General features: G+C 64.7%; 21 protein-coding genes. 10 read left to right on the top strand and 11 right to left on the bottom strand.

What is annotated here, in order from left to right; translation table 11 throughout:
• The 3 genes from modC to modA form a co-directional block, all read right to left on the bottom strand.
• Nucleotides 1-1,077, bottom strand: a complete 1,077-nt coding sequence (gene modC, locus NK8_RS25735; RefSeq protein WP_213232502.1) for a molybdenum ABC transporter ATP-binding protein — start codon at nt 1,075-1,077, stop codon at nt 1-3.
• Nucleotides 1,074-1,754, bottom strand: a complete 681-nt coding sequence (gene modB, locus NK8_RS25740; protein WP_162070355.1) for a molybdate ABC transporter permease subunit — start codon at nt 1,752-1,754, stop codon at nt 1,074-1,076. Before modB ends, modC begins: the two co-directional genes overlap by 4 nt.
• Nucleotides 1,755-1,825: 71 nt before the next feature.
• Nucleotides 1,826-2,569 (bottom strand): molybdate ABC transporter substrate-binding protein, encoded by a 744-nt coding sequence (modA, locus tag NK8_RS25745; RefSeq protein WP_225936510.1) that lies wholly within the window; start codon nt 2,567-2,569, stop codon nt 1,826-1,828.
• 343 nt (nt 2,570-2,912) lie between these two features.
• Between modA and NK8_RS25750 the strand changes: the two genes are divergently transcribed.
• From NK8_RS25750 to NK8_RS25765, 4 genes are all read left to right on the top strand, one after another.
• Nucleotides 2,913-3,710: an enoyl-CoA hydratase/isomerase family protein gene (locus tag NK8_RS25750; RefSeq protein WP_213232504.1), complete on the top strand. Its 798-nt coding sequence runs from the start codon at nt 2,913-2,915 to the stop codon at nt 3,708-3,710.
• Between the two features lie 14 nt (nt 3,711-3,724).
• Nucleotides 3,725-4,393, top strand: a complete 669-nt coding sequence (locus NK8_RS25755) for a glutathione S-transferase family protein (protein WP_162070353.1) — start codon at nt 3,725-3,727, stop codon at nt 4,391-4,393.
• 123 nt (nt 4,394-4,516) lie between these two features.
• Nucleotides 4,517-4,699, top strand: a complete 183-nt coding sequence (locus tag NK8_RS25760; protein WP_162070352.1) for a hypothetical protein — start codon at nt 4,517-4,519, stop codon at nt 4,697-4,699.
• A gap of 309 nt (nt 4,700-5,008) precedes the next feature.
• Nucleotides 5,009-6,163, top strand: coding sequence for a YhcG family protein (locus NK8_RS25765; protein ID WP_213232506.1), 1,155 nt, complete (start codon nt 5,009-5,011; stop codon nt 6,161-6,163).
• Between the two features lie 181 nt (nt 6,164-6,344).
• Here the strand turns inward: NK8_RS25765 and NK8_RS25770 are convergent, their stop codons facing one another.
• The 3 genes from NK8_RS25770 to NK8_RS25780 form a co-directional block, all read right to left on the bottom strand.
• The gene (locus tag NK8_RS25770; RefSeq protein ID WP_213232507.1) at nt 6,345-6,662 is read right to left on the bottom strand and encodes a cytochrome c; all 318 of its coding nucleotides are present in this window, start codon (nt 6,660-6,662) and stop codon (nt 6,345-6,347) included.
• The gene (locus NK8_RS25775; RefSeq protein ID WP_162070349.1) at nt 6,659-7,927 is read right to left on the bottom strand and encodes a sorbosone dehydrogenase family protein; all 1,269 of its coding nucleotides are present in this window, start codon (nt 7,925-7,927) and stop codon (nt 6,659-6,661) included. The genes NK8_RS25770 and NK8_RS25775 overlap by 4 nt, the downstream gene beginning before the upstream one ends.
• Before the next feature lie 247 nt (nt 7,928-8,174).
• The gene (locus NK8_RS25780) at nt 8,175-8,933 is read right to left on the bottom strand and encodes a hypothetical protein (protein WP_213232508.1); all 759 of its coding nucleotides are present in this window, start codon (nt 8,931-8,933) and stop codon (nt 8,175-8,177) included.
• Nucleotides 8,934-9,112: 179 nt separating this feature from the next.
• On the opposite strand from NK8_RS25780, the gene NK8_RS25785 reads away from it, so the two are divergent.
• Complete coding sequence (locus NK8_RS25785; RefSeq protein WP_061177629.1) at nt 9,113-9,589, top strand: glycine zipper 2TM domain-containing protein; 477 nt, start codon at nt 9,113-9,115, stop codon at nt 9,587-9,589.
• 83 nt (nt 9,590-9,672) lie between these two features.
• On the opposite strand, the gene NK8_RS25790 is transcribed toward NK8_RS25785, so the two are convergent.
• The 4 genes from NK8_RS25790 to vapB all read right to left on the bottom strand — a co-directional run bounded on the left by NK8_RS25790 (nt 9,673) and on the right by vapB (nt 11,012).
• On the bottom strand, nt 9,673-10,074 hold the full coding sequence (locus tag NK8_RS25790) for a hypothetical protein (RefSeq protein ID WP_213232509.1): 402 nt from the start codon (nt 10,072-10,074) through the stop codon (nt 9,673-9,675).
• A gap of 23 nt (nt 10,075-10,097) precedes the next feature.
• Complete coding sequence (locus tag NK8_RS25795; RefSeq protein WP_213232510.1) at nt 10,098-10,265, bottom strand: hypothetical protein; 168 nt, start codon at nt 10,263-10,265, stop codon at nt 10,098-10,100.
• A gap of 103 nt (nt 10,266-10,368) precedes the next feature.
• Nucleotides 10,369-10,776, bottom strand: coding sequence for a type II toxin-antitoxin system VapC family toxin (locus NK8_RS25800; protein WP_213232511.1), 408 nt, complete (start codon nt 10,774-10,776; stop codon nt 10,369-10,371).
• The gene (gene vapB, locus NK8_RS25805) at nt 10,776-11,012 is read right to left on the bottom strand and encodes a type II toxin-antitoxin system VapB family antitoxin (RefSeq protein ID WP_061177632.1); all 237 of its coding nucleotides are present in this window, start codon (nt 11,010-11,012) and stop codon (nt 10,776-10,778) included. Before vapB ends, NK8_RS25800 begins: the two co-directional genes overlap by 1 nt.
• 158 nt (nt 11,013-11,170) lie before the next feature.
• On the opposite strand from vapB, the gene NK8_RS25810 reads away from it, so the two are divergent.
• A complete protein-coding gene (locus NK8_RS25810; RefSeq protein WP_213232512.1) occupies nt 11,171-12,358 on the top strand; it encodes a polysaccharide pyruvyl transferase family protein in 1,188 nt (395 codons plus the stop codon).
• Here the strand turns inward: NK8_RS25810 and NK8_RS25815 are convergent.
• On the bottom strand, nt 12,353-13,222 hold the full coding sequence (locus NK8_RS25815; protein ID WP_213232514.1) for a LysR family transcriptional regulator: 870 nt from the start codon (nt 13,220-13,222) through the stop codon (nt 12,353-12,355). The two genes, NK8_RS25810 and NK8_RS25815, sit on opposite strands and share 6 nt — an antisense overlap.
• 106 nt (nt 13,223-13,328) lie before the next feature.
• Here NK8_RS25815 and NK8_RS25820 point away from each other — a divergent pair, with 106 nt between their 5' ends.
• The 4 genes from NK8_RS25820 to NK8_RS25835 all read left to right on the top strand — a co-directional run bounded on the left by NK8_RS25820 (nt 13,329) and on the right by NK8_RS25835 (nt 18,428).
• Nucleotides 13,329-14,900: an MFS transporter gene (locus NK8_RS25820; RefSeq protein WP_213232516.1), complete on the top strand. Its 1,572-nt coding sequence runs from the start codon at nt 13,329-13,331 to the stop codon at nt 14,898-14,900.
• Nucleotides 14,901-14,979: 79 nt separating this feature from the next.
• Nucleotides 14,980-15,354 carry a potassium channel family protein gene (locus NK8_RS25825; protein WP_213232518.1) on the top strand — a complete coding sequence of 125 codons (375 nt, stop codon included), beginning with the start codon at nt 14,980-14,982 and terminating at the stop codon, nt 15,352-15,354.
• Between the two features lie 139 nt (nt 15,355-15,493).
• Nucleotides 15,494-16,525: a TRAP transporter substrate-binding protein gene (locus NK8_RS25830; protein WP_213232520.1), complete on the top strand. Its 1,032-nt coding sequence runs from the start codon at nt 15,494-15,496 to the stop codon at nt 16,523-16,525.
• 4 nt (nt 16,526-16,529) lie between these two features.
• Nucleotides 16,530-18,428 (top strand): TRAP transporter large permease subunit, encoded by a 1,899-nt coding sequence (locus NK8_RS25835; RefSeq protein ID WP_213232522.1) that lies wholly within the window; start codon nt 16,530-16,532, stop codon nt 18,426-18,428.
• Nucleotides 18,429-18,435: the final 7 nt, after the last annotated feature.

Here is an 18,435-nt window from a genome sequence, read left to right on the forward strand (position 1 = left end):
TCAATCGAGCAAGGCGACGGATTTGACCTGAGCCCAGACTTGCTGGCCTTTCTTGAGATCGAGCGTCTTCCTGGACCTTTCCGTTATGCGTGCGAGAAGCGGCGTCTTTCCCAAGTGGAGCTGTACGAGGACGTGACCTGCGGGATCGGTGGATACGATGTCCGTCACGACGCCCGGCAACAGATTGAGGATGCTCGTTGCAGCGGGTTTCTCCAGCGCGAGACTGACATCGCGCGCATGCACACGACAACGCAGCCGCCGGCCGATCGCTTCCGGCCGCATGGCGACATAGACGCTTCCGCCGGCGAAATCCAGTCGCGTCAGGTGATCATCGTCATGGGCGCCGACGACCGTTTCGAGCACGACGCCGGCATCATCGGCAAAGGCTTGCGGCAGATCCGCGCGGGCCAGCGTCTCCGTCAGCGGGCCGCTGGCGACGGCCTTGCCTGCATCGAGCAACACGAGATGATCGGCCAGTCGCGCCACTTCATCCGGCGAATGGCTGACATAGATGATGGGAATCGACAGTTCGTCGTGCAGCCGCTCGAGATAGGGAAGGATTTCCTGCTTCCGTTTGAGGTCGAGGGCGGCGAGCGGCTCGTCCATGAGCAGCAACCGGGGCGCGGTCAGCAAAGCCCGCGCGATGGCAACGCGCTGACGTTCCCCGCCTGACAGGCCAGCGGGCCGGCGCTTCAGCAGGCCGCCGATCCCGAGAAGTTCGACGACGTCCGACGGCTTGAAGCGCCGTTCCGAATCCGGGATGCGCTTGTGGCCGAAATTCAGATTGCCATGCACGTCGAGATGTTCGAACAGGCTCGCTTCCTGGAAGACATAGCCCAGCGAGCGCCGATACGTCGGTACGAAGATGTCGCGGGCATCGTCCTGCCAGACGACATCGCCGAGTCCGATATAGCCGTTCGGAGCACGCTCGAGTCCGGCGATGGCGCGAAGCAGCGTCGTCTTTCCCGAGCCGGAATGACCGAAGAGCGCGGTGACGCCGCGATCCGGCAGTTCGAGATCGACGTCGAGCCGGAACGCTCCCCGATCGATGCAGACCGTCGCGCGAATATGGCTCATCCTGCGCGGCCTCGCACGGTCTGAGGACTCAACGTGTACAGCAGCAGCAGGACGACAAAGCTGAACAGCACCATGCATCCCGCGAGCCAGTGGCTGGCGGTGTATTCCATCGCTTCGACGTGGTCGAAAAGCTGCACCGAGACCACGCGTGTCTTGTTCGGAATGTTGCCGCCGATCATCAGCACGACCCCGAATTCGCCGACGGTGTGAGCGAACGCCAGGATCGAGCCGGACAGGAAGCCCGGTTTGGCCAACGGAACCGCGACCGACCAGAAGGTTTCCCAAGGGCTGGCGCGAAGGGTCGCGGCGACCTCGAGCGGACGGTCACCGATTGCTTCGAACGCGCCCTGTACCGGTTGAACCATGAACGGAAACGAATAGAAAACGGATGCGATGACGAGGCCTGGAAAGGTGAAGGGCAAAACGCCGAGGCCCAACGATTCCGTCAGCTTGCCGACCGGCCCGTTCGGGCCCAGCGTCAACAGGAGATAGAAACCCAGGACCGTGGGCGGAAGCACGAGCGGCAGCGCGACCACCGCCGCGAACGCCCCTTTGAGCCGCGAGCGCGTGCGTGCGAGCCACCAGGCAACCGGAGTGCCGAAAACGAGGAGGAGAACGGTGACGACGCTTGCCAGTTTGAGCGTCAGCAGAATGGCCGCGAAGTCGTTTGAATCCATATGTTTTCTGGTTGCACGGGTGGCCGCAGGGGCACGAGATTATCGCGGCCACACCATTTCCGTAACCGGATTTACAGCTGATAGCCGTAGGACTTGATCACCGCGGCAGCCTTCGGACCCTTCAGGTATTCGATGAACTGCTTCGCGACCGGATTGTCCTTGCCTTTGCTCAGGATCACGGCGTCCTGCCTGATCGGCTCATGCAGGTCAGCGGGGACGATCCACGCGGAGCCGCTCGTGATCTTGCCGTCCTTGTAGATCTGCGACAGCGCGACGAAACCGAGCTCGGCATTTCCCGTCGCGACGAACTGCTGCGTCTGCGAGATGTTCTGTCCTTCGACGACCTTCGGCTTGATCTCCGTCGCCAGGCCGAGCTTGTCGAGCGTCTGATATGCGGCGAGACCGTAGGGCGCGGCCTTCGGATTCGCAATTGCGATGTGCTTGAAGTCATTCTTCTTCAGCACGTCACCCTTGTCGTCGACGTAGCCGTCTTTCGCGGACCACAGCGCGAGCGCGCCCGTCGCGTAGGTGAAGCGGCTGCCGGCAACGGTCGCGCCTTCGCTGTCGAGCTTGGCGGGCGTGGAGTCGTCGGCGGCGAGGAACACTTCGAACGGCGCGCCGTTCTTGATCTGCGCATAGAACTGGCCCGTCGCCCCGAAGGAAGCGACGACCTTGTTGCCCGTATCCTTTTCGAAATCGGCGGCGATCGCCTGCACGGGCGCCGTGAAGTTCGCCGCGACCGCCACCTGCACCTCACCGGCGAGCGCCGACGTTGCGGCAATGCCCGCGGCTAATGGAACGAAGGCGGAAAGCAAAGCGCGCAAAATACGAATCTTCACGTAAAGCTCCTTGAATCGAGTTGACTTTCTGTTTATGGATCGACTTCGGATGGCACGCTGGACGGCCGCGAGCGTGTGGCCGTGCGGCTCGGCGAGCACCGTAATATATACGACTATATTACGTCCGCGTGTTGCCGCTCGGTGACATGCTGGACATAGGCCTCATCGGATGATTGTTCGGTCAATGTTTTGTGAGTCATACTCAAAAATTCGAGTTGACCTCGATGACGCTTTTCGTAGACACTGATCCATCAAAGACAAGCTTTCAGTCTGAATAAGTTGAGCAACGCTCAGTTCAGGCGCATCAGGAGACGACACCATGACCGACGCAGCGAATCTGCAACGCCTGAAGCTCAGCATCGAAGGACACGTCGCGCGCGTGACGCTCGATCGCCCCGACGTGCGCAACGCTTTCGACGACGCGACCATCGTCGAGCTGACCGCCGCCTTCCGCGCGCTCGACGACGACGCCAACGTGCGCGTCGTCATCCTCGCCGCGAGCGGCCCGGCCTTCTGCGCGGGCGCGGACCTGAACTGGATGAAACGCATGGCGGGCTATTCGGAAGCGGAAAATCGCGCCGATGCGCTCGGTCTCGCGACGATGCTCAACACGATCTACGCGTGCTCGAAGCCCGTGATCGCGCGGGTGCAGGGCGACGCCTACGCGGGCGGCATGGGCCTCGTCGCGGTATGCGATATCGCGGTCGCGGCGCAGACGGCGCACTTCTGTCTCTCCGAAGCGAAGCTCGGCCTGATGCCCGCGACGATCGCGCCGTACGTGATCCGCGCAATGGGCGCGCGCGCGGCGCATCGCTATTTCGTGTCGGCGGAGCGCTTCGATGCCGCCGAAGCGCTGCGGCTCGGCTTCGTGCATGAAGCCGTCGCCGCCGATCAACTCGACGCGCGCGTCGACGCGATCGCCGCGAGTATCGCCGCGAACAGTCCGAACGGCGTGCGCGAGTGCAAGAAGCTCGTCGCGGATTTCGCGGGCAAGGACATCGACGAATCCTTGATCGCGGAGACCGCCGAGCGCATCGCGCGCATCCGGGCATCAGACGAAGGGCGCGAGGGCGTGCGCAGTTTCCTCGAGAAGCGCAAGCCGTCCTGGCTCGGCTGAGCGGAGATACCGACGTGATTACGCTGCACCATTGCGTGAGCGCGCGTTCGTTCCGGCCGCTGTGGGCGCTGGAAGAGATCGGCGTGCCGTACGAACTGAAGATGCTGCCGTTTCCGCCGCGCGTGCTCGCTCACGCGTTCAAGGAAGTGAACCCGCTCGGCACGATTCCGCTGCTGGAGGACGGCGCGCTCCTGATGACCGAATCGGCGGCGATCTGCCAGTATCTGGCGGCGCGCCATTCGCCGGGCGTGCTCGACGTCGCGCCGCACGAAGCCGATTTCGGCCGCTATCTCAATTTCGTGCATTTCGGCGAAGCGACGCTCACCTTTCCGCAAACCCTCGTCCTGCGCTATACGCATCTGGAGCCGCCGGAGCGGCGACAGCCGCAAATCGTCGACGACTACGCGCGCTGGTTTCACGCGCGCCTGCGCACGCTCGCGCCGCTGCTGGCCGCACAGCCGTTTCTGTGCGCAGGGCGCTTCACGGCGGCAGACATTTCCGTCGGCTATGCGTTGATGCTCGCGGAGCTGATCGATCTGAACGAGCGCTTCGCGCCGTCGATCGCCGATTACTGGAGCCGCCTGCGCGAGCGCGACGGCTTCATCCGCGCGATGCGCGCGCAGGAGGCCGCGGCGCTCGCCCAGAACGTGCCGACCATTCCCTCGCCGAAACTGCGTCCGTAGTTACCCTCCTTCAAGTCCCCCCGTCCGTAGGGCTGTGCGAAGCGCCGCGCAGCCGTACTCTTCACATCACGCGCTGACGTTCACGCGCGCCGATTCCGAGAGATCTTCTTGACGAGGTTGGCAATGGCTGTCATTTCCTGGTTCCTGTCCGTGGTTGTCGCGCTGCTTGCGACGGCCACCATCGCGATGGCGCTGCCGCGCTCCGCCTCCGACGAGTTGAGCGCCACCGCGCCGCAGTCGGTTTTCAGTATCGAGATGAATCGCGTCGACGCGATGCTCGCGTCCTGCGTGCCGAAGGGCGATTGAGTCCGGCGGCGCGCACGGGGCGCATTGTCGGGCGTCGGATGTAAGTGTTGTCGAATCAATGCGTTGCAGTAGTACCCAGAACGATATCCACAGCCTTGTGCACGGAAACTGTGGAAAAGTCCGCGGCTCGCAATGCACGAGCCTGCGAAGAAACCCCAAGCCTTGCGCGCGGGGCGCGTCGGGAGACCAACCCAAACGACAAGACCGAAGCTCCGTGCGGATGCCGTGCCTCGACGGGGAGGCGAATTCCGTTATATTCGAGCGCTGATGCGCGCCCGACGGGCCGCACCGCACGGAGACCTTCGACGGATGAGCAAACACGAGATCGCCGCAGACGACTACGACGAATTCCGCTCGGGCATCGTGGATGTGCTCGAGAGCGCGCGGCGCGCCGCCGCACGGAGCGTCAATGCGATCATGACGGCGTCGTATTGGGAAATCGGGCGACGGATTGTCGAATCGGAGCAGGGCGGTGCGCATCGGGCGGTCTACGGGGACACGCTGATCGCGCGGCTGGCCAGCGATCTCACGAGCCGTTTCGGCAGGGGATTCGGCAAGGCGAACCTCGCCAATATGCGCGCGTTCTATCAGCAATGGCCGCAAGAAGCGATTTTCCAGACAGCGTCTGGAAAATCCCCGATGGCTTCGCCAATACTCCAGACGGCGTCTGGAGAATCCGCACCCTCCTTGCCGTCCGCTAGCGCCGACGTACGACTGGCGTCACTCGCCGCCCGCTTCGCGCTGCCGTGGTCGGCATACGTGCGTCTGCTCTCCGTAAAGAGCGACGCGGCGCGCACTTTCTATGAAACCGAAGCGTTACGCGAAGGCTGGTCGGTCCGTCAGCTCGACCGGCAAGTGAACAGCCAGCTCTATGAGCGTCTTGCGTTGTCGCGCAACAAGGCCGCGCTGCTGGAAAAGGCCGCCGAGCATGCTCCCGACGATGCGATCACGCCCGAGCAAGCGATCAAGGACCCGTTCGTCCTCGAATTCCTCGACATCAAGGACGAATATTCCGAATCGGATCTGGAGGAAGCGCTGATCCGGCGCCTCGCGGATTTTCTGCTGGAACTCGGCGACGACTTCGCGTTCATCGGACGACAGAGACGGTTGCGCATCGACGACACCTGGTTTCGCGTCGATCTGCTGTTTTTCCATCGACGGCTGAAGTGCCTGGTTGTCGTCGATCTGAAAGTCGGCCGGTTCAGCTACGCGGACGCAGGTCAGATGCATCTCTATCTGAATTACGCGCGCGAGCACTGGATGAAGCCGGGCGAAAACCCGCCGGTCGGGCTGATTCTGTGCGCGGGAAAGGGCAGCGCGGAGGCGCGCTATGCGCTCGACAATCTGCCGAACAAGATTCTGGCGGCCGAATATCAGACCGTGCTCCCCGACGAGCGGCTGATCGCGGACGAACTGGAACGATCGCGCAAGGCGCTGGATGCGCGGCGCGGCAACGCCGGCTAATGCAGGGGCAAAAAAAAGCCCGCTTCAGATGAGCGGGCTTGAATCCACATCGGTTGAGACATGGAGGAGACAGGTGTAAGTATAAACCCTTAAGTCTCCACGTCAACACCTAAAACAAAAAAAATCGCAATCGGGTTTGTACCGCAGCAAATTTGCAACATATTTACAACATTGGTCGCGGTCACTGCTTGCCGAGGCTGTGGTAATACGCCGCCAGATTGGCGATGTCCGCGTCCGACAAAGTTTTCGCCATCATCGACATCATCTCGTTCTTGCGCTCGCCCGAGCGGAAATCGTTGAGCGCCTTCACGAGATATTCTTCCGTCTGACCGGCGAGATTGGGCGCTTCGGGCAGTTTCGACATGCCATCGATGCCGTGACACGCCGCGCATTGCGCCACTTTCGCGCGCCCGGCCTTGATGTCGCCCGCGCCGAACGACGCGTGCGACACCGCCGCCAGAACGCTGGCCAGCACCGCCGCCGTCAGCGCTTGCTTCATTTGGCCCCCGTGTAGGAAATGCGATAGATCGCGCCCGCGTAGTCGTCGGAGACGAGGAGCGAACCGTCCTGCAGTACCTGCACGTCGACGGGGCGGCCCATGTATTCACCGTTCGACGTGAGCCAGCCTTCCGCGAAGACTTCCGCCTCGCCTGCGGTGCCGTCGTCCTTGATCGGGATGTACATGATGCGCGCGCCGATCGGCGTCGTGCGATTCCACGAACCATGCTCCGCATCGAAGATGCCGCCCTGATATTTCTGCGGGAACATCTTGCCGTTGTAGAACGACATGCCGAGGTCGGCGGCGTGCGCGGCGAATTCGACCTGCGGGAACACGACGCCCGCCGGCGGATTCTGATCCTTGTAGTCGACGGTGCGGACCTTGCCACCGCCGTACCACGGGAAGCCGAAGTTCTCGCCGGCTTTCGTCGCGTGATTCAGCTCGCCGGGCGGAATGTCGTCGCCCATGCCATCGACCTGGTTATCCGTAAACCAGAGCGTCTTGTCCTTCGGATTGAAATCGAGGCCGACCGAATTGCGCACGCCGTGTGCATAGACTTCGCGGTTCTTGCCGTCCTGATCCATGCGGATGATGCCGGCGAGTCCGTTCTTGTCGAGATCGGCGAGCTTGTCCTTCGGCGGCACGTTCCAAGGCTGGCCGAGCGCAATGTACAGCTTCTTGTCCGGTCCGACGCGGCAAGCGCGCGCGCCGTGGTTGAAGCTCTCGAACGCGGCCGGAATGAGCTTGCCCTGCGGCACGACGACCGCCGCCGCCACGTCCGGGCCGCCTTCACCGAAGAACTGCGCGGCAGGGAAGCCCAGCACGCGATTCTGCTCGACGACATACAGCACGCCGTCGGGCGAGAAACACACGCCATTGGGCACTTTGAACGTCACCGACGACGCGAACTGCACGACGTCGCTCGCGACGCGCTGCTTGGTGCGATCGGTCACCTGCCACACGCGATTCTTGCGCGTGCCGACGAACACGACGCCCGTCGATGGCTCGATCGCCATGTGCCGCGCCTCCGGCACGACCGCGTACAACTCGATCTTGAAGCCCGGCGGCAGCTTGATCTGTTCGAGGTTCTTGCGCAGCGCGTCGGCGGTCGGTCCGGCTTGCGGGATCTTTTCCGCCGGTACGGCGTTGCCGGTCTGACGAAAATTGGAAAGCGTATTGACATTGTCCTGCGCCGCGTTCGCATACGGCAGGCAGGCGAACATCGCACCGACGGCCAACGGCAAAAGCTTGAGCGTTGCGTTCATCTGGTTTGTCTCCTGTTGTTATCGACCGGAGCGCGCGCGTGGGCGCGTCCGATCCCATGCAAAGCAAGATTGCTCTTCGGAAATTGCACTGAACAACACACGACTACTTTCGCCGAAGCGCACGGCCCGGAAAGCAACCGGCGTGAACGCCACGACGCTGCCTGCAGTCAACAATCTTAGGATAGAAAACGCTTTTGTAAGCAGTGGATGACTAACTTTCGCGGCCGCGCATCCGTTCGTGCGGCATCTATTTCCGCCCGTCGAAGAGAAACACGTTCGAGCGGTCCGGGCTAGGCAACGCGACCAGGAGGCGCGGGCCGTCGAGCACGGCGTTACCGGTCACGGTGGCGTCGGGAATCGGGCACGGCGCGGGGCCGAACGTCACCGAAACGTCGTACGCGTTCGCGCCTTCGTGCGGCGCCACTGTGCCCTTGAAGATGCAGCCGGATGTCGTTGTGCCGGCCAGATAGCCGTCGCCGGCGACGGTGATGCGCGTCTGCGTCGTGCCGCCGAGCGCCATGCCGCGCCCGCTGTAGAGGCCGCCCGCATTGGCGCGGCTCGGCGCGATATCGAGCATCGGCGCGGCGTTGCCGGAAAACGCGAGGCCCGCGCTGCCGTCCTTGTTCGCGACGGTTGCATCGACGGCGGGCGCCTGCGCGAAGTTCGCGCTGAACGCGGCGGGCGACGCAGGCGCCTTGCCCACGCGATAGTCGAACGCCGAATTGCTGGTGAAGCGCCCGTCGCCCGACTGCGCCCCATTGGTCGCGACCGCGACGCCTGCGAGACCCGTGCCGCCCGCGCCTCCATAGAAAAGATACGCGGTGCCGTTGAAGAGCATCAACAGCGTGGCTTCGGCCGTGCTGCCTTTGAGTGAGCCTTTATAGACGCCGCCGGAAGGCAGGGTCGTGGTGGTGGCGCCGGGTGGCGGGGCGGAATTGGAGCCGTCGGTGGAACACGCAGCGAGAGCGACGGCGCAAACCACGATGGGAATCGCGTTTCTTGTCATTCAGGACTCCGGTCGCGAGCGATGAGAGTTCTGTATAAGCGCTTCAATCATGCAGGTCAAGCACGCCGCGCGTCCTCATTCACGCCTCATTCAGCGTCTTTACGATGCTTTTCATGGCGCCGCGATACACGAAACGCGGGCCGATTCCAACAAGACATCGTCCGATCTGAGGAGAAAAAATGAACAAGTCGACTATCGCGGTCTGCGCACTGGCCGTCGCCTGCACAGTGGGAATGAGCGGGTGCGCGTCGATGGGCAGTTCCGCCGACGTCTACAACAGCATGCAGACCCAGCACGAAGAGACCGTCCGCATGGCGACCGTCGAGAGCGTGCGCGGCGTGACGATCGAGAACAACAACGGGCAGTCGAGCCCGTTGGGCGCGCTCGGCGGCGGCCTGCTCGGCGCGGTTGCGGGCAGCGCGGTCGGGCGCGGGCACGGCTCGCTGCTCGCCGGTGTGATCGGCGGCATTGCGGGCGCGGTCGCGGGCGATCAGGTCCAGGATCATCTCGAACGGCAGAAGGGCCTCGAAATCACCGTGCGCCTCGACAATGGCGATCTGCGCGCAATCACTCAAGCCGCCGATGGTCAGATGTTCTACGCCGGCCAGCGCGTGCGTCTGCTGTCGAGCGGCGGTATCACGCGGGTAACGGCCTGAAGGCACTTCGCCGCGACGCTCGGCGATGAGCGTCGCGCAGCGCTTCGGCGCGTCGATGATGCGTAGTTTCGCGGCAGGCGGCGCTAGTCCCGACGATAAATCGATGCCCGCACGCCGCTCTTCGCCCGCCCCCAGATTTCCTCGTCCGTAAGCGTCGTCTCGATCAGTTCGACGGGCGCTTCGCCGTCTCGAATGACCGCGACGCGAAAGCCATCGATCGGTACGTAAGGGCCGAGCAGAACTGTCCTGCCTTCGATCGCCTTCGCCAGATCGCTTACCTTGAACGCCGCGTGCGGCGCCACGCGCATCAGCTCGGGCAGCGAGCTGCCTTCCTCGAAGCGGTGATACTGCACGCGCATGAGTCCGCACTCGGCATCGCTCGTATACATGCGGAACTGCGCGCTGTAGCGTTCGCCTTCGCGTGGCTCGTGCGTCGGGATGCCCATGTGATGGAACTCGAAGGTGACGCCGTCTCGTGTGAACATCGGGTGCTCCAGCGGTGTTCGGTTCAGTATGCGCCGGCCATCGGCAGGAGCAGATAGGGCAGGAGGTCTTCGTAGCGCATCGGTTCGGGCGAGGCGGTTGCGTCGGCGGTCGCGCTTTCGGGCGTTGCGGCGCGCTCCGTGCCCCCGGCGATCAGCGATGCGGCGGCGATGGGCGTCGGTTCGATCTTCATCTTTCCCTCCTCTCGTACAGCGTGTGAGGGAAGTCTGATCGGGGAAAATTAGCCGATCGTGAGGACGCGTTTCAGCGGCCAGCCGCGCACGAAACATCCTGAATCACGCGTCCCCATTGAGCCAGTTTTCGACGCTCACACCGGGATAGTTCTCGAAATCCTTGACGTTGTTCGTCACGATCGGCACGCCCAGCGCGACCGCGTGAGCGGCGATCAGCTTGTCCAGCGCGCCCCGGTTGCGCTCCGGCGAAGCGTGGCGGATCGGACCATAGGCGGCCGCAGCGTCCTCCCCGAACGGCGCGACCTCGATCAACTCGACGAGCGACGCCAGATTGGCGCACTCGCGTTCCGGCCGCGCGCTCATCGCGACGCCGAATTGCAGTTCGGCGTACGTGATCGACGACATGACCACGTCGCCGACGTAGCATTGCGCAAAGCGCCGGGCGACCTGTTCGGGCTGATGCTTCATCAGATAGATGCACATGTTGGTGTCGAGAAGGTAGCGCGGCATCAGAAGAACTCCCGATCGTCCTGTTCCGGCTCGTTGCGTCCCGACGCCATGAAATCGGAATCGAAGCGCTTGAAGCGATCGAGCGCCCCGGCGAGCGAGCGCCGCACCGGATGAATGCGCAGTTCGTCGCCCACGCGTTCGATCTCGACTTCGGTCTCCGTGTCCGGATAGGCGAGTTCGGCGGGAATGCGGATGGCTTGCGAGTTGCCATTGCGGAAAATTCGGGTGATGGGCATGATGACTTCCTGTGTGTACCTACGTGTGTACTCTAGCAGAAGTCCATTGGAAGCGGCGAGATTCAGCATGCGTTTTCTCCTAATTGCAGAATGTCAGGGTTCCTTACGGGTTACAGGCTCATGGTGCCTGTCCGGACGGGGTCGAAATAGCTGGCCGAATGGCTAACGCTCACGTCTCGTCGAAACGCCGGATCATCATCTTCGGCGCGTTCGATCGCCACAATTTCGGCGACATGCTGTTCGCGCATGTCGTCGCGCGATTGCTTGCGGAGCATTCGGCGGACATCGAACCGGTGTTCGCGGGATGCGTGCAGCGCGACTTGCGCGCGTATGGCGGTCACGCGGTCGCCGCTTTGTCGGCGCACGGGCGAGACGAGCCGGTCGCCCTGATCCATGCGGGCGGCGAACTGCTGACGTGCGACGCGTGGGAAGCCGCCGTCATGCTGACGAAGCCCGAGGACGCTCAAGCCTGCATCGCCCGATACGGCGCTCACGCCAGCACGCGATCCGCATGGGCGCGCGCCGCGCTCGGAACGCACGCGCTGGCGCCTTACGTGATCGGCCGCGAGACGTTTCCACACGCGCAGTTGATCTGCTTAAACGCGATCGGCGGCGCGGCGCTGGATTCACGCGATGTTGCTTTCCGCGAAGAGGTGCTGACCAAACTGAGAACCGCCGACGCCATCAGCGTGAGAGACACGCAAACGCAGGCCACGCTGAAGCGCGCGGGAATCGACGCTCCACTCGTCCCCGACCCGGCGACGCTGACCGCCGAACTCTTCGACGCGCGCATCCGGACGCATGCCGATGCCCGTCGCGGCTATCTGGCGGTCCAGTTCAGCGCGGATTTCGGCGACGACCCCACGCTCTCGCGCATCGGGCAGCAACTGGATCGGCTGGGAGAATCGACCGGCCTCGGCATCGCGCTGTTCCGCGCGGGCGCGGCGCCATGGCACGACGACATCGCGGTCTACGAGCGCATGGCCGCGCGCATGCGCCACGCGGCGGTACGAATCGTCGGTTCGCTGAACATCTGGGACATCTGCGCGCTGATCGCGAACAGCGCGGGATTCGCGGGCAGCAGTCTGCACGGCCGGATCGTCGCGATGGCGTATGGTTTGCCGCGCGTGACGTTCCAGCACGCGGATTCGGTCAAGCAGCACGCGTATGTGTCGACGTGGGAGATCGCGGGCGCACCGGGTGTCGTGTCCATCGGCGAATTGCACGCCGCGATGCGCGAAGCGCTGGCGATGAATCGCGCCGCGCTGCACGAAACCGCGCAGGCGCTCGCGCAAGCGTATCGCGCCGGCTTCGAGCCGACTGCCCGATCCGCGCTTCGGTCATGAAGCCGCGAACGTCAGATAAGCCTTGACCGCCGGCGCCCGCTCGAAACGCCGATACACCATCGCCACTTCGGAAGGCACCGCCTTGCCCGCGATCTCCCGATACGCCACGCCCGGCACCGTCACGCACTGCGCGAGCGAGCGCGGCACGACGGCGACATCGCCGCCCAGCGACACGTGCGCCAGCACGTCCGCGAGCGTGCCCGGTTGCGCGACAACGCGCGCCGTGAAGCGCCCGCGCCGGGCCACGTCGAGCGTACCTGATTCCTGCTCCGGCACGACGAACGACTGATCGCGCAACTGCGCCGGCGCGATGACTTCCGACGCCGCCAGCGGCGAATCGGCGGGCAGCGCGACGATGAAGTCATCGCGATGCACCGTGCGCGCCTCGACGCCTTCGGGATACGGCACCGGCGGCCGCACGTAAGCGATGTCGATGCGCCCTTCCATCAGCAGCGCGCCGGCCTCGCGCATCACGATTTCCTCGATGCCGATTTCCACCATCGGATGACCCGCCCGAAAGCCGCGCACGGTCGCCTGCAGCACGCCCGAATACACCGCCGACCCGACGTAGCCGATAACGATCTTCCCCAGTTCCCCACGCTCCGCGAGCGCCGCGCGTTCGGCTGCGCGCGCCAGATGATCGAGCGCGCTGACCGCTTCGCCGAGATAGGCCTCGCCGGCGGCCGTCAGCGCAACCGAACGCTTGGTCCGATGAAACAGCCGCACGCCGAGCAGCCGCTCTGCTTCCTGAATCTGCTTGGTGAGCGCGGGCGGCGCGATGCCGAGTTCTTCCGCCGCGCGCGCGAAATGCAGATGCCGGGCGACGCTCAGGAAACAGCGCACGTGACGCAATTCGACGGGCATGTCCGTATTCCATATTTCGATAATTATTCAGCGATTCTATGTCAATGACGAGAAAGAGCGACGCCGCTAGCATCGACCAATCCGTTTCATCTTTCGCCGCGACGTCATGTCAAAGATCACCGATAAATCCGAATCTCCCCGCTTCGTGCTGCTCACCGCATCCGCGACGTGCGCGTTGATCACGCTCGACACCAACGTCGTCGCGGTCGCGCTGCCGTCCATCGCGCGCGATTTCCACGCCGGTTTCGCCGATGTCGAATGGGTCGTGAGCGCGTATATGGTCGCGTTTGCCGCGTGCCTGCTGCCCGCGGGCGCGCTCGCCGACCGCATCGGCCGCAAGAAGATGCTGATCGCGGGCCTTGCGGCGTTCATGCTCGCGTCGCTCGGCTGCGGGCTCGCGCCGTCTGCGCTGGCGTTGAATATCGCGCGCGCGGCGAAGGGCGTCGGCGCGGCGATGCTGCTGACATCGGCGCTCGCGATCATCGCCAACACCTTCCACGAAGGCGCGGCGCGAGCCCGTGCGTGGGCTGTGTGGGGCACGTGCATGGGCATATCGACGACCATTGCACCGCTGGTTGGCGGCGTCATCACGCAATGGGCCGGCTGGCGCTGGATCTTCCTGATGAACCTGCCGATCTGCGCGCTGCTCGCCGCGTGCGCCTGGCGCGGCATGCGCGAGTCGCGTAATCCCGAAGCGGGCGCGATCGATCTGGCGGGCAGCGTGCTGTTCGCCGCGTCGCTTGCGCTCGGCATCTGGGCGCTGATCGACGCCCAGGCCGACGGCTGGTCGGACTGGCGCACCATCGCGCGTCTGGCCGCGAGCGCGGCGCTCTTCGTCGTGTTCGTGCGCGTGCAGCGTTCACGCGCGCACGCGATGATCGACCTCACGCTGTTTCGCCAGCCGCGCTTCGTCGCCGCCGTGCTCGCGATGTTCGGCTACGCCGCCTGCGCGCAGGTGATGATGACGTTCCTGCCGCTCTATCTGCAAAACGCGTTCGGTCTGCCGGCGGTGCGCGCGGGTATCGGCATGTTGCCGTTCGCCGTCGCGATGGTCGTCGGGCCGCATATCGGCGCGGCGCTGGGCAAACGCGTGCGGGGCATGACGCTGCTCACGCTCGGCCTCGCGACGATCGGCGTGGGCAATCTGCTGACGGCGCTGTTCGCGGGGATGTCGAATTACGCGCTGATCGCGCTCGGCATGATCGTCACGGGCCTCGGCGCGGGCGTGCTCAACGGCGACACGCAAAAAGCGATCATGGCGTGCGTGCCGACGAACCGCACCGGCATGGCTTCGGGCATCAGCACGACGACGCGCTTCACGGCGATCGTCACTTCGGTAGGCGTGCTGGGCGCGGTGCTGGCGACGCGCACGCACGTCGCGCTGGCCGCGCACGCGTCGAGCCTGACCGATCCCGCCACTGTGCTCGATGCGACCTTCCTTTCGCGTCTGCTGGCCGGCGATCTCGCCCACGCGGGCGAAAGCCTGAGCGGGCCGGCAGGCGCGGCGATCGTGCGGATCGCGCGCGACAGCTTCGCCAGCGGTTTCGCGGCGTCGCTCGGCGTGGCGGGCGCGTGCGCGCTGACGATTGCTGTAGCGGTCTGGCTGCTCGCGGGCCGCACGCAAAGCGAAAGCGGCGTGAATGCATCGGGAAAGGCGGGCTCGGCATTGGCTGAATAGCGGGGTCTCGTGCTTCCGGGCGGATATCGGCCACAGGTAGGATGGCGGCTTCGCCCGACGCCACGCAGATCCAGTCCAGATGAATAGCATTGCGAAACTCTTCAAGGTCGAAACGATCAATTCCAGCCGCACGGTGTTCGAGTTCATTCGGGCGCTTTGGCATCTGCGCTCGCTGCTCGTCATGTTGCTGATCGTGTTCTTCGCACTCTGTACAGCGATGTTCTGCCTTGGCGCGCCCGTCGACAGCGCCGCGCGCGCGCCAGCATCCTTCGGCGAGACGCTCTATTTCTGCGGCGTGACCGCGCTCACCATCGGCTATGGCGATGTGGTCGCGACGACCGCCGTCGGGCGCGCATTGTCGATCTTGCTCGGCCTGTACGGCGTGCTCGTCACCGGCGTGACCACGGCGGTCGCCGTTTTCGCCGTCCAGCGCGCGGCCGGCCGCGCCGCCTGAGTCTTCCCCAAAGCGCTTCCTTCTAAATCGATACAGTGGGTATACACCTATTGGTGCATGTCGCCGCGGCCGATTACTGTATCGATACACTAAATCGATACAGTCCGCAGCGCGACGCGCGGCATCCAGGAGACACACCATGCATTCGATTTCCCGGCGACGCTTCCTTCAGACGGCCTCGGCGGCCTCGCTCGCGGCGGTCGGCGGCGGTTTGCCCACCTTCGCGAGCGCGCAGCCGGCGGTCACGTTGCGGCTTTCATCGTCGATGCCCGCCAACGAGAACGCCGCGCACTACGTCTGGTATCAGAATCTCGCGGCCAACCTGAAGGCGAGCGTCGGCGACCAGATTCGCATCGACTATTTCCCGAACAGCCAGCTCGGCAAGGAAAGCGATGTGGTGCAGCAGGTCAAGGTCGGCGCGGTCGACATGATGGTCACCGGCTCGTCGATCTGGGCGACCGTGCTGCCCGAGCTCGGCATGCTGGATCTCGGCTATGTGTTCGACAACTTCGATCACGTCGGCCGCGCGATGGACGGCAGCGTCGGCAAGTCCTTCGACGACCTGCTGCAAAAGCGCGCGGGCTGTTCGGTGCTGACGTGGGGCTATTCGTTCGGCGCGCGCAACGTGTTCACGAAGAAGCCCGCGCATTCGCTCGCGGATATCAAGGGCGTCAAGCTGCGCGTGCTGCCGACGCCGGCCTTCATGGACACCTTCCGGCTGATGGGCGCGGTGCCGACGCCGATTCCCATCGGCGAGCTGTACATGGCCGCGCAGACAGGCGTGGTCGACGGCTTCGAGCACGATTGCGCGACCGTGCTCGCGAGCAAGTACGACGAAGTGGTGAAGTCGTGCTGGCAGACGAACCACGTGTTCAGCCCGCTCGTCGTCGTGATGGGCCGCCGCGCGCTCGCGAAGATTCCGGAGAACCTGCGCCCCGCGTTCCAGAAGGCCGCGCAGGACGCGACCGCGAAGCAGCGCATCGCCGCGATCCAGACCGCCGCGAGCGCCGAGCAGGAACTGAAGAAGCGCGGCATGACCTTCTTCCCGATGTCGCCGGCCGATCGCGACACCGCGCGCCGCGAGATGCAGTCGCAGTTGTACGCGAGCTTCTCGAAGCAATATCCCGCGACCGCGCCGCTCTTCACGGCCATCGCCGCCGCACGAGGCTAAGACCATGACCAGCTATTCCGCGACGCCCGGACCGGAGGCGCAACTCGCCGCCGCGCCCGGCTTCGGCCGCGAAACCGCGCTCGCACGCGGGCTCGCCGCCCTCATGCACTGGATCGAATATCTATGCGCGGCCGTGCTCGCCGCCGATGTGATCGTGGTGTTCGTCTCGGTCGTCTATCGATACTTCCTGCACGATCCCGTCGACTGGGCCGAGGAAGTCGCCCGCGCGCTGATGATCGTGCTCGTGTTCTTCGGCGCGGCGACCGTGCTCGGACGCAGCCAGCACGTCGGCGTCGATCTGTTTCGCGGCGCGCTGCCGAAAAGCTGGCAGCCCGCGCTCGTGCATGCGGGGCACTGGATCATCGCGGGCGTCGCGGGGAATTTGTGCGTGTCGTCGTGCCTGCTGCTCGTCGATTCATACGGACAGATGACGCCGAGCGGCCTGCCCGCGTGGATCAACGTCTATCCGCTCGTCGCGGGCGGCGTGTTCATGACGGTGTTCGCGCTCGCCAACGCGCTCAACGGGCCGCGCAAGACCGTGCTCGGCACGCTGGCCGGCTGCGCGTTGCTGGCGGCGGCGCTGTTCGCGTGGAACGCCTTCGTTCCGGCGCACGCCGTGAAGCCGGGCGTTCTGCTCGCGGCGGGGTTCGTCGGCGGCCTCGCGCTCGGCGTGCCGATCGGCTTCGTGCTCGCGTTCTCGGCGCTGCTGTATTTCCTCGCCGAACCATCCCTGCCGATACTCGTCTACTCGCAGCAAGTGATGGCCGGCACCGACCACTTCGTGCTGCTCGCGATTCCGTTCTTCGTGCTCGCCGGTTTGCTGATGGAAGGCAACGGCATGTCGTCGCGGCTGATCGAACTGCTGCTGCGCATGTTCGGACGCGTGCGCGGCGGCCTCGGCCTCATCACGATCATGGCGACGGCGTTCTTCTCCGGCGTGTCCGGCTCGAAGCTCGCGGATATCGCCGCGGTCGGCGGCGTCGTGATGCCGGCCGTGCGGCAGAGCAAGGAAGACCCGAACGAAGCGGCGGCGCTGCTCGCGTGCAGCGCGGTGATGGCGGAAACCATTCCGCCGTGCGTGAACATGATCATCATGGGCTTCGTCGCGAATATCTCGATCGCCGGGCTGTTCCTCGCGGGCGTCGTGCCGGCGGCGGTGCTGGCGATCGCGCTTGCGATCGTCGCGGTGATCTATGGGCGGCGCATCAATATCGCCGATGCGCTGACCCATCCGCGCGCCTGGCTGCCGTTGCTCGGCGGCGCGCTCGTCGCCCTCGTGATGATCGCGATGATCGGCAAGGGTGTGACTTCGGGCATCGCGACATCGACGGAAGTGTCCGCGTTCGCGGTCGTCTATGCGCTCGTGGTCGGCTGGCTCGCGTTCCGCGAACTCACGCCGAAGTCGGTGGCGCGCGTGTTCGTGCGCTCGGCGTCGATGGCGAGCGGCATTCTGTTCATCGTCGCGGCGGCGTCGAGCGTGTCGTTCGCGCTGACGATCGAGCAGATTCCCGCGCTCGTCTCCGACGCGATGATCGCCTTCGCGCACCAGTACGGCCCGACCATGTTCCTGCTGCTCTCCGTGCTCATCATGATCGTGTTCGGCGCGGTGCTCGAAGGCGCGCCCGCGCTGATCATCTTCGGGCCGCTGCTCACGCCGATCGCCACGCAGCTCGGCATCAATCCGCTGCACTTCGGCACGGTGATCGTCGTCGCGATGGGGCTCGGCCTGTTCGCGCCGCCAGTCGGCCTCGGACTTTTCGCGACCTGCGCGATCACCGGCACCGACATGAAAGCCGTCGCGCGTCCGATGCTGAAATATCTGGTGGTGCTGTGCATCGCGCTTGTGGTACTCATTCTGGTGCCCTCGTTTTCCTTGTGGCTGCCGACCCGGCTCGGCCTGTAGCCGGCAG

The sequence above is a fragment of the Caballeronia sp. NK8 genome (genome assembly GCF_018408855.1).
Taxonomy (GTDB): Bacteria; Pseudomonadota; Gammaproteobacteria; order Burkholderiales; family Burkholderiaceae; genus Caballeronia.

Excerpts from the sequence above, each read along its gene's own strand:
- NK8_RS25820 (WP_213232516.1), top strand. The coding sequence starts at position 13,329 with ATGTCAAAGATCACCGATAAATCCGAATCTCCCCGCTTCGTGCTGCTC.
- NK8_RS25835 (WP_213232522.1), top strand. The coding sequence starts at position 16,530 with ATGACCAGCTATTCCGCGACGCCCGGACCGGAGGCGCAACTCGCCGCC.
- modB (WP_162070355.1), bottom strand. The coding sequence starts at position 1,754 with ATGGATTCAAACGACTTCGCGGCCATTCTGCTGACGCTCAAACTGGCA.
- NK8_RS25770 (WP_213232507.1), bottom strand. The coding sequence starts at position 6,662 with ATGAAGCAAGCGCTGACGGCGGCGGTGCTGGCCAGCGTTCTGGCGGCG.
- NK8_RS25790 (WP_213232509.1), bottom strand. The coding sequence starts at position 10,074 with ATGTTCACACGAGACGGCGTCACCTTCGAGTTCCATCACATGGGCATC.
- NK8_RS25750 (WP_213232504.1), top strand. The coding sequence starts at position 2,913 with ATGACCGACGCAGCGAATCTGCAACGCCTGAAGCTCAGCATCGAAGGA.
- NK8_RS25800 (WP_213232511.1), bottom strand. The coding sequence starts at position 10,776 with ATGCCGCGCTACCTTCTCGACACCAACATGTGCATCTATCTGATGAAG.
- NK8_RS25810 (WP_213232512.1), top strand. The coding sequence starts at position 11,171 with ATGGCTAACGCTCACGTCTCGTCGAAACGCCGGATCATCATCTTCGGC.
- vapB (WP_061177632.1), bottom strand. The coding sequence starts at position 11,012 with ATGCCCATCACCCGAATTTTCCGCAATGGCAACTCGCAAGCCATCCGC.
- NK8_RS25815 (WP_213232514.1), bottom strand. The coding sequence starts at position 13,222 with ATGCCCGTCGAATTGCGTCACGTGCGCTGTTTCCTGAGCGTCGCCCGG.
- NK8_RS25825 (WP_213232518.1), top strand. The coding sequence starts at position 14,980 with ATGAATAGCATTGCGAAACTCTTCAAGGTCGAAACGATCAATTCCAGC.
- NK8_RS25785 (WP_061177629.1), top strand. The coding sequence starts at position 9,113 with ATGAACAAGTCGACTATCGCGGTCTGCGCACTGGCCGTCGCCTGCACA.
- NK8_RS25765 (WP_213232506.1), top strand. The coding sequence starts at position 5,009 with ATGAGCAAACACGAGATCGCCGCAGACGACTACGACGAATTCCGCTCG.
- NK8_RS25775 (WP_162070349.1), bottom strand. The coding sequence starts at position 7,927 with ATGAACGCAACGCTCAAGCTTTTGCCGTTGGCCGTCGGTGCGATGTTC.
- modC (WP_213232502.1), bottom strand. The coding sequence starts at position 1,077 with ATGAGCCATATTCGCGCGACGGTCTGCATCGATCGGGGAGCGTTCCGG.
- NK8_RS25830 (WP_213232520.1), top strand. The coding sequence starts at position 15,494 with ATGCATTCGATTTCCCGGCGACGCTTCCTTCAGACGGCCTCGGCGGCC.
- NK8_RS25795 (WP_213232510.1), bottom strand. The coding sequence starts at position 10,265 with ATGAAGATCGAACCGACGCCCATCGCCGCCGCATCGCTGATCGCCGGG.
- NK8_RS25760 (WP_162070352.1), top strand. The coding sequence starts at position 4,517 with ATGGCTGTCATTTCCTGGTTCCTGTCCGTGGTTGTCGCGCTGCTTGCG.
- NK8_RS25780 (WP_213232508.1), bottom strand. The coding sequence starts at position 8,933 with ATGACAAGAAACGCGATTCCCATCGTGGTTTGCGCCGTCGCTCTCGCT.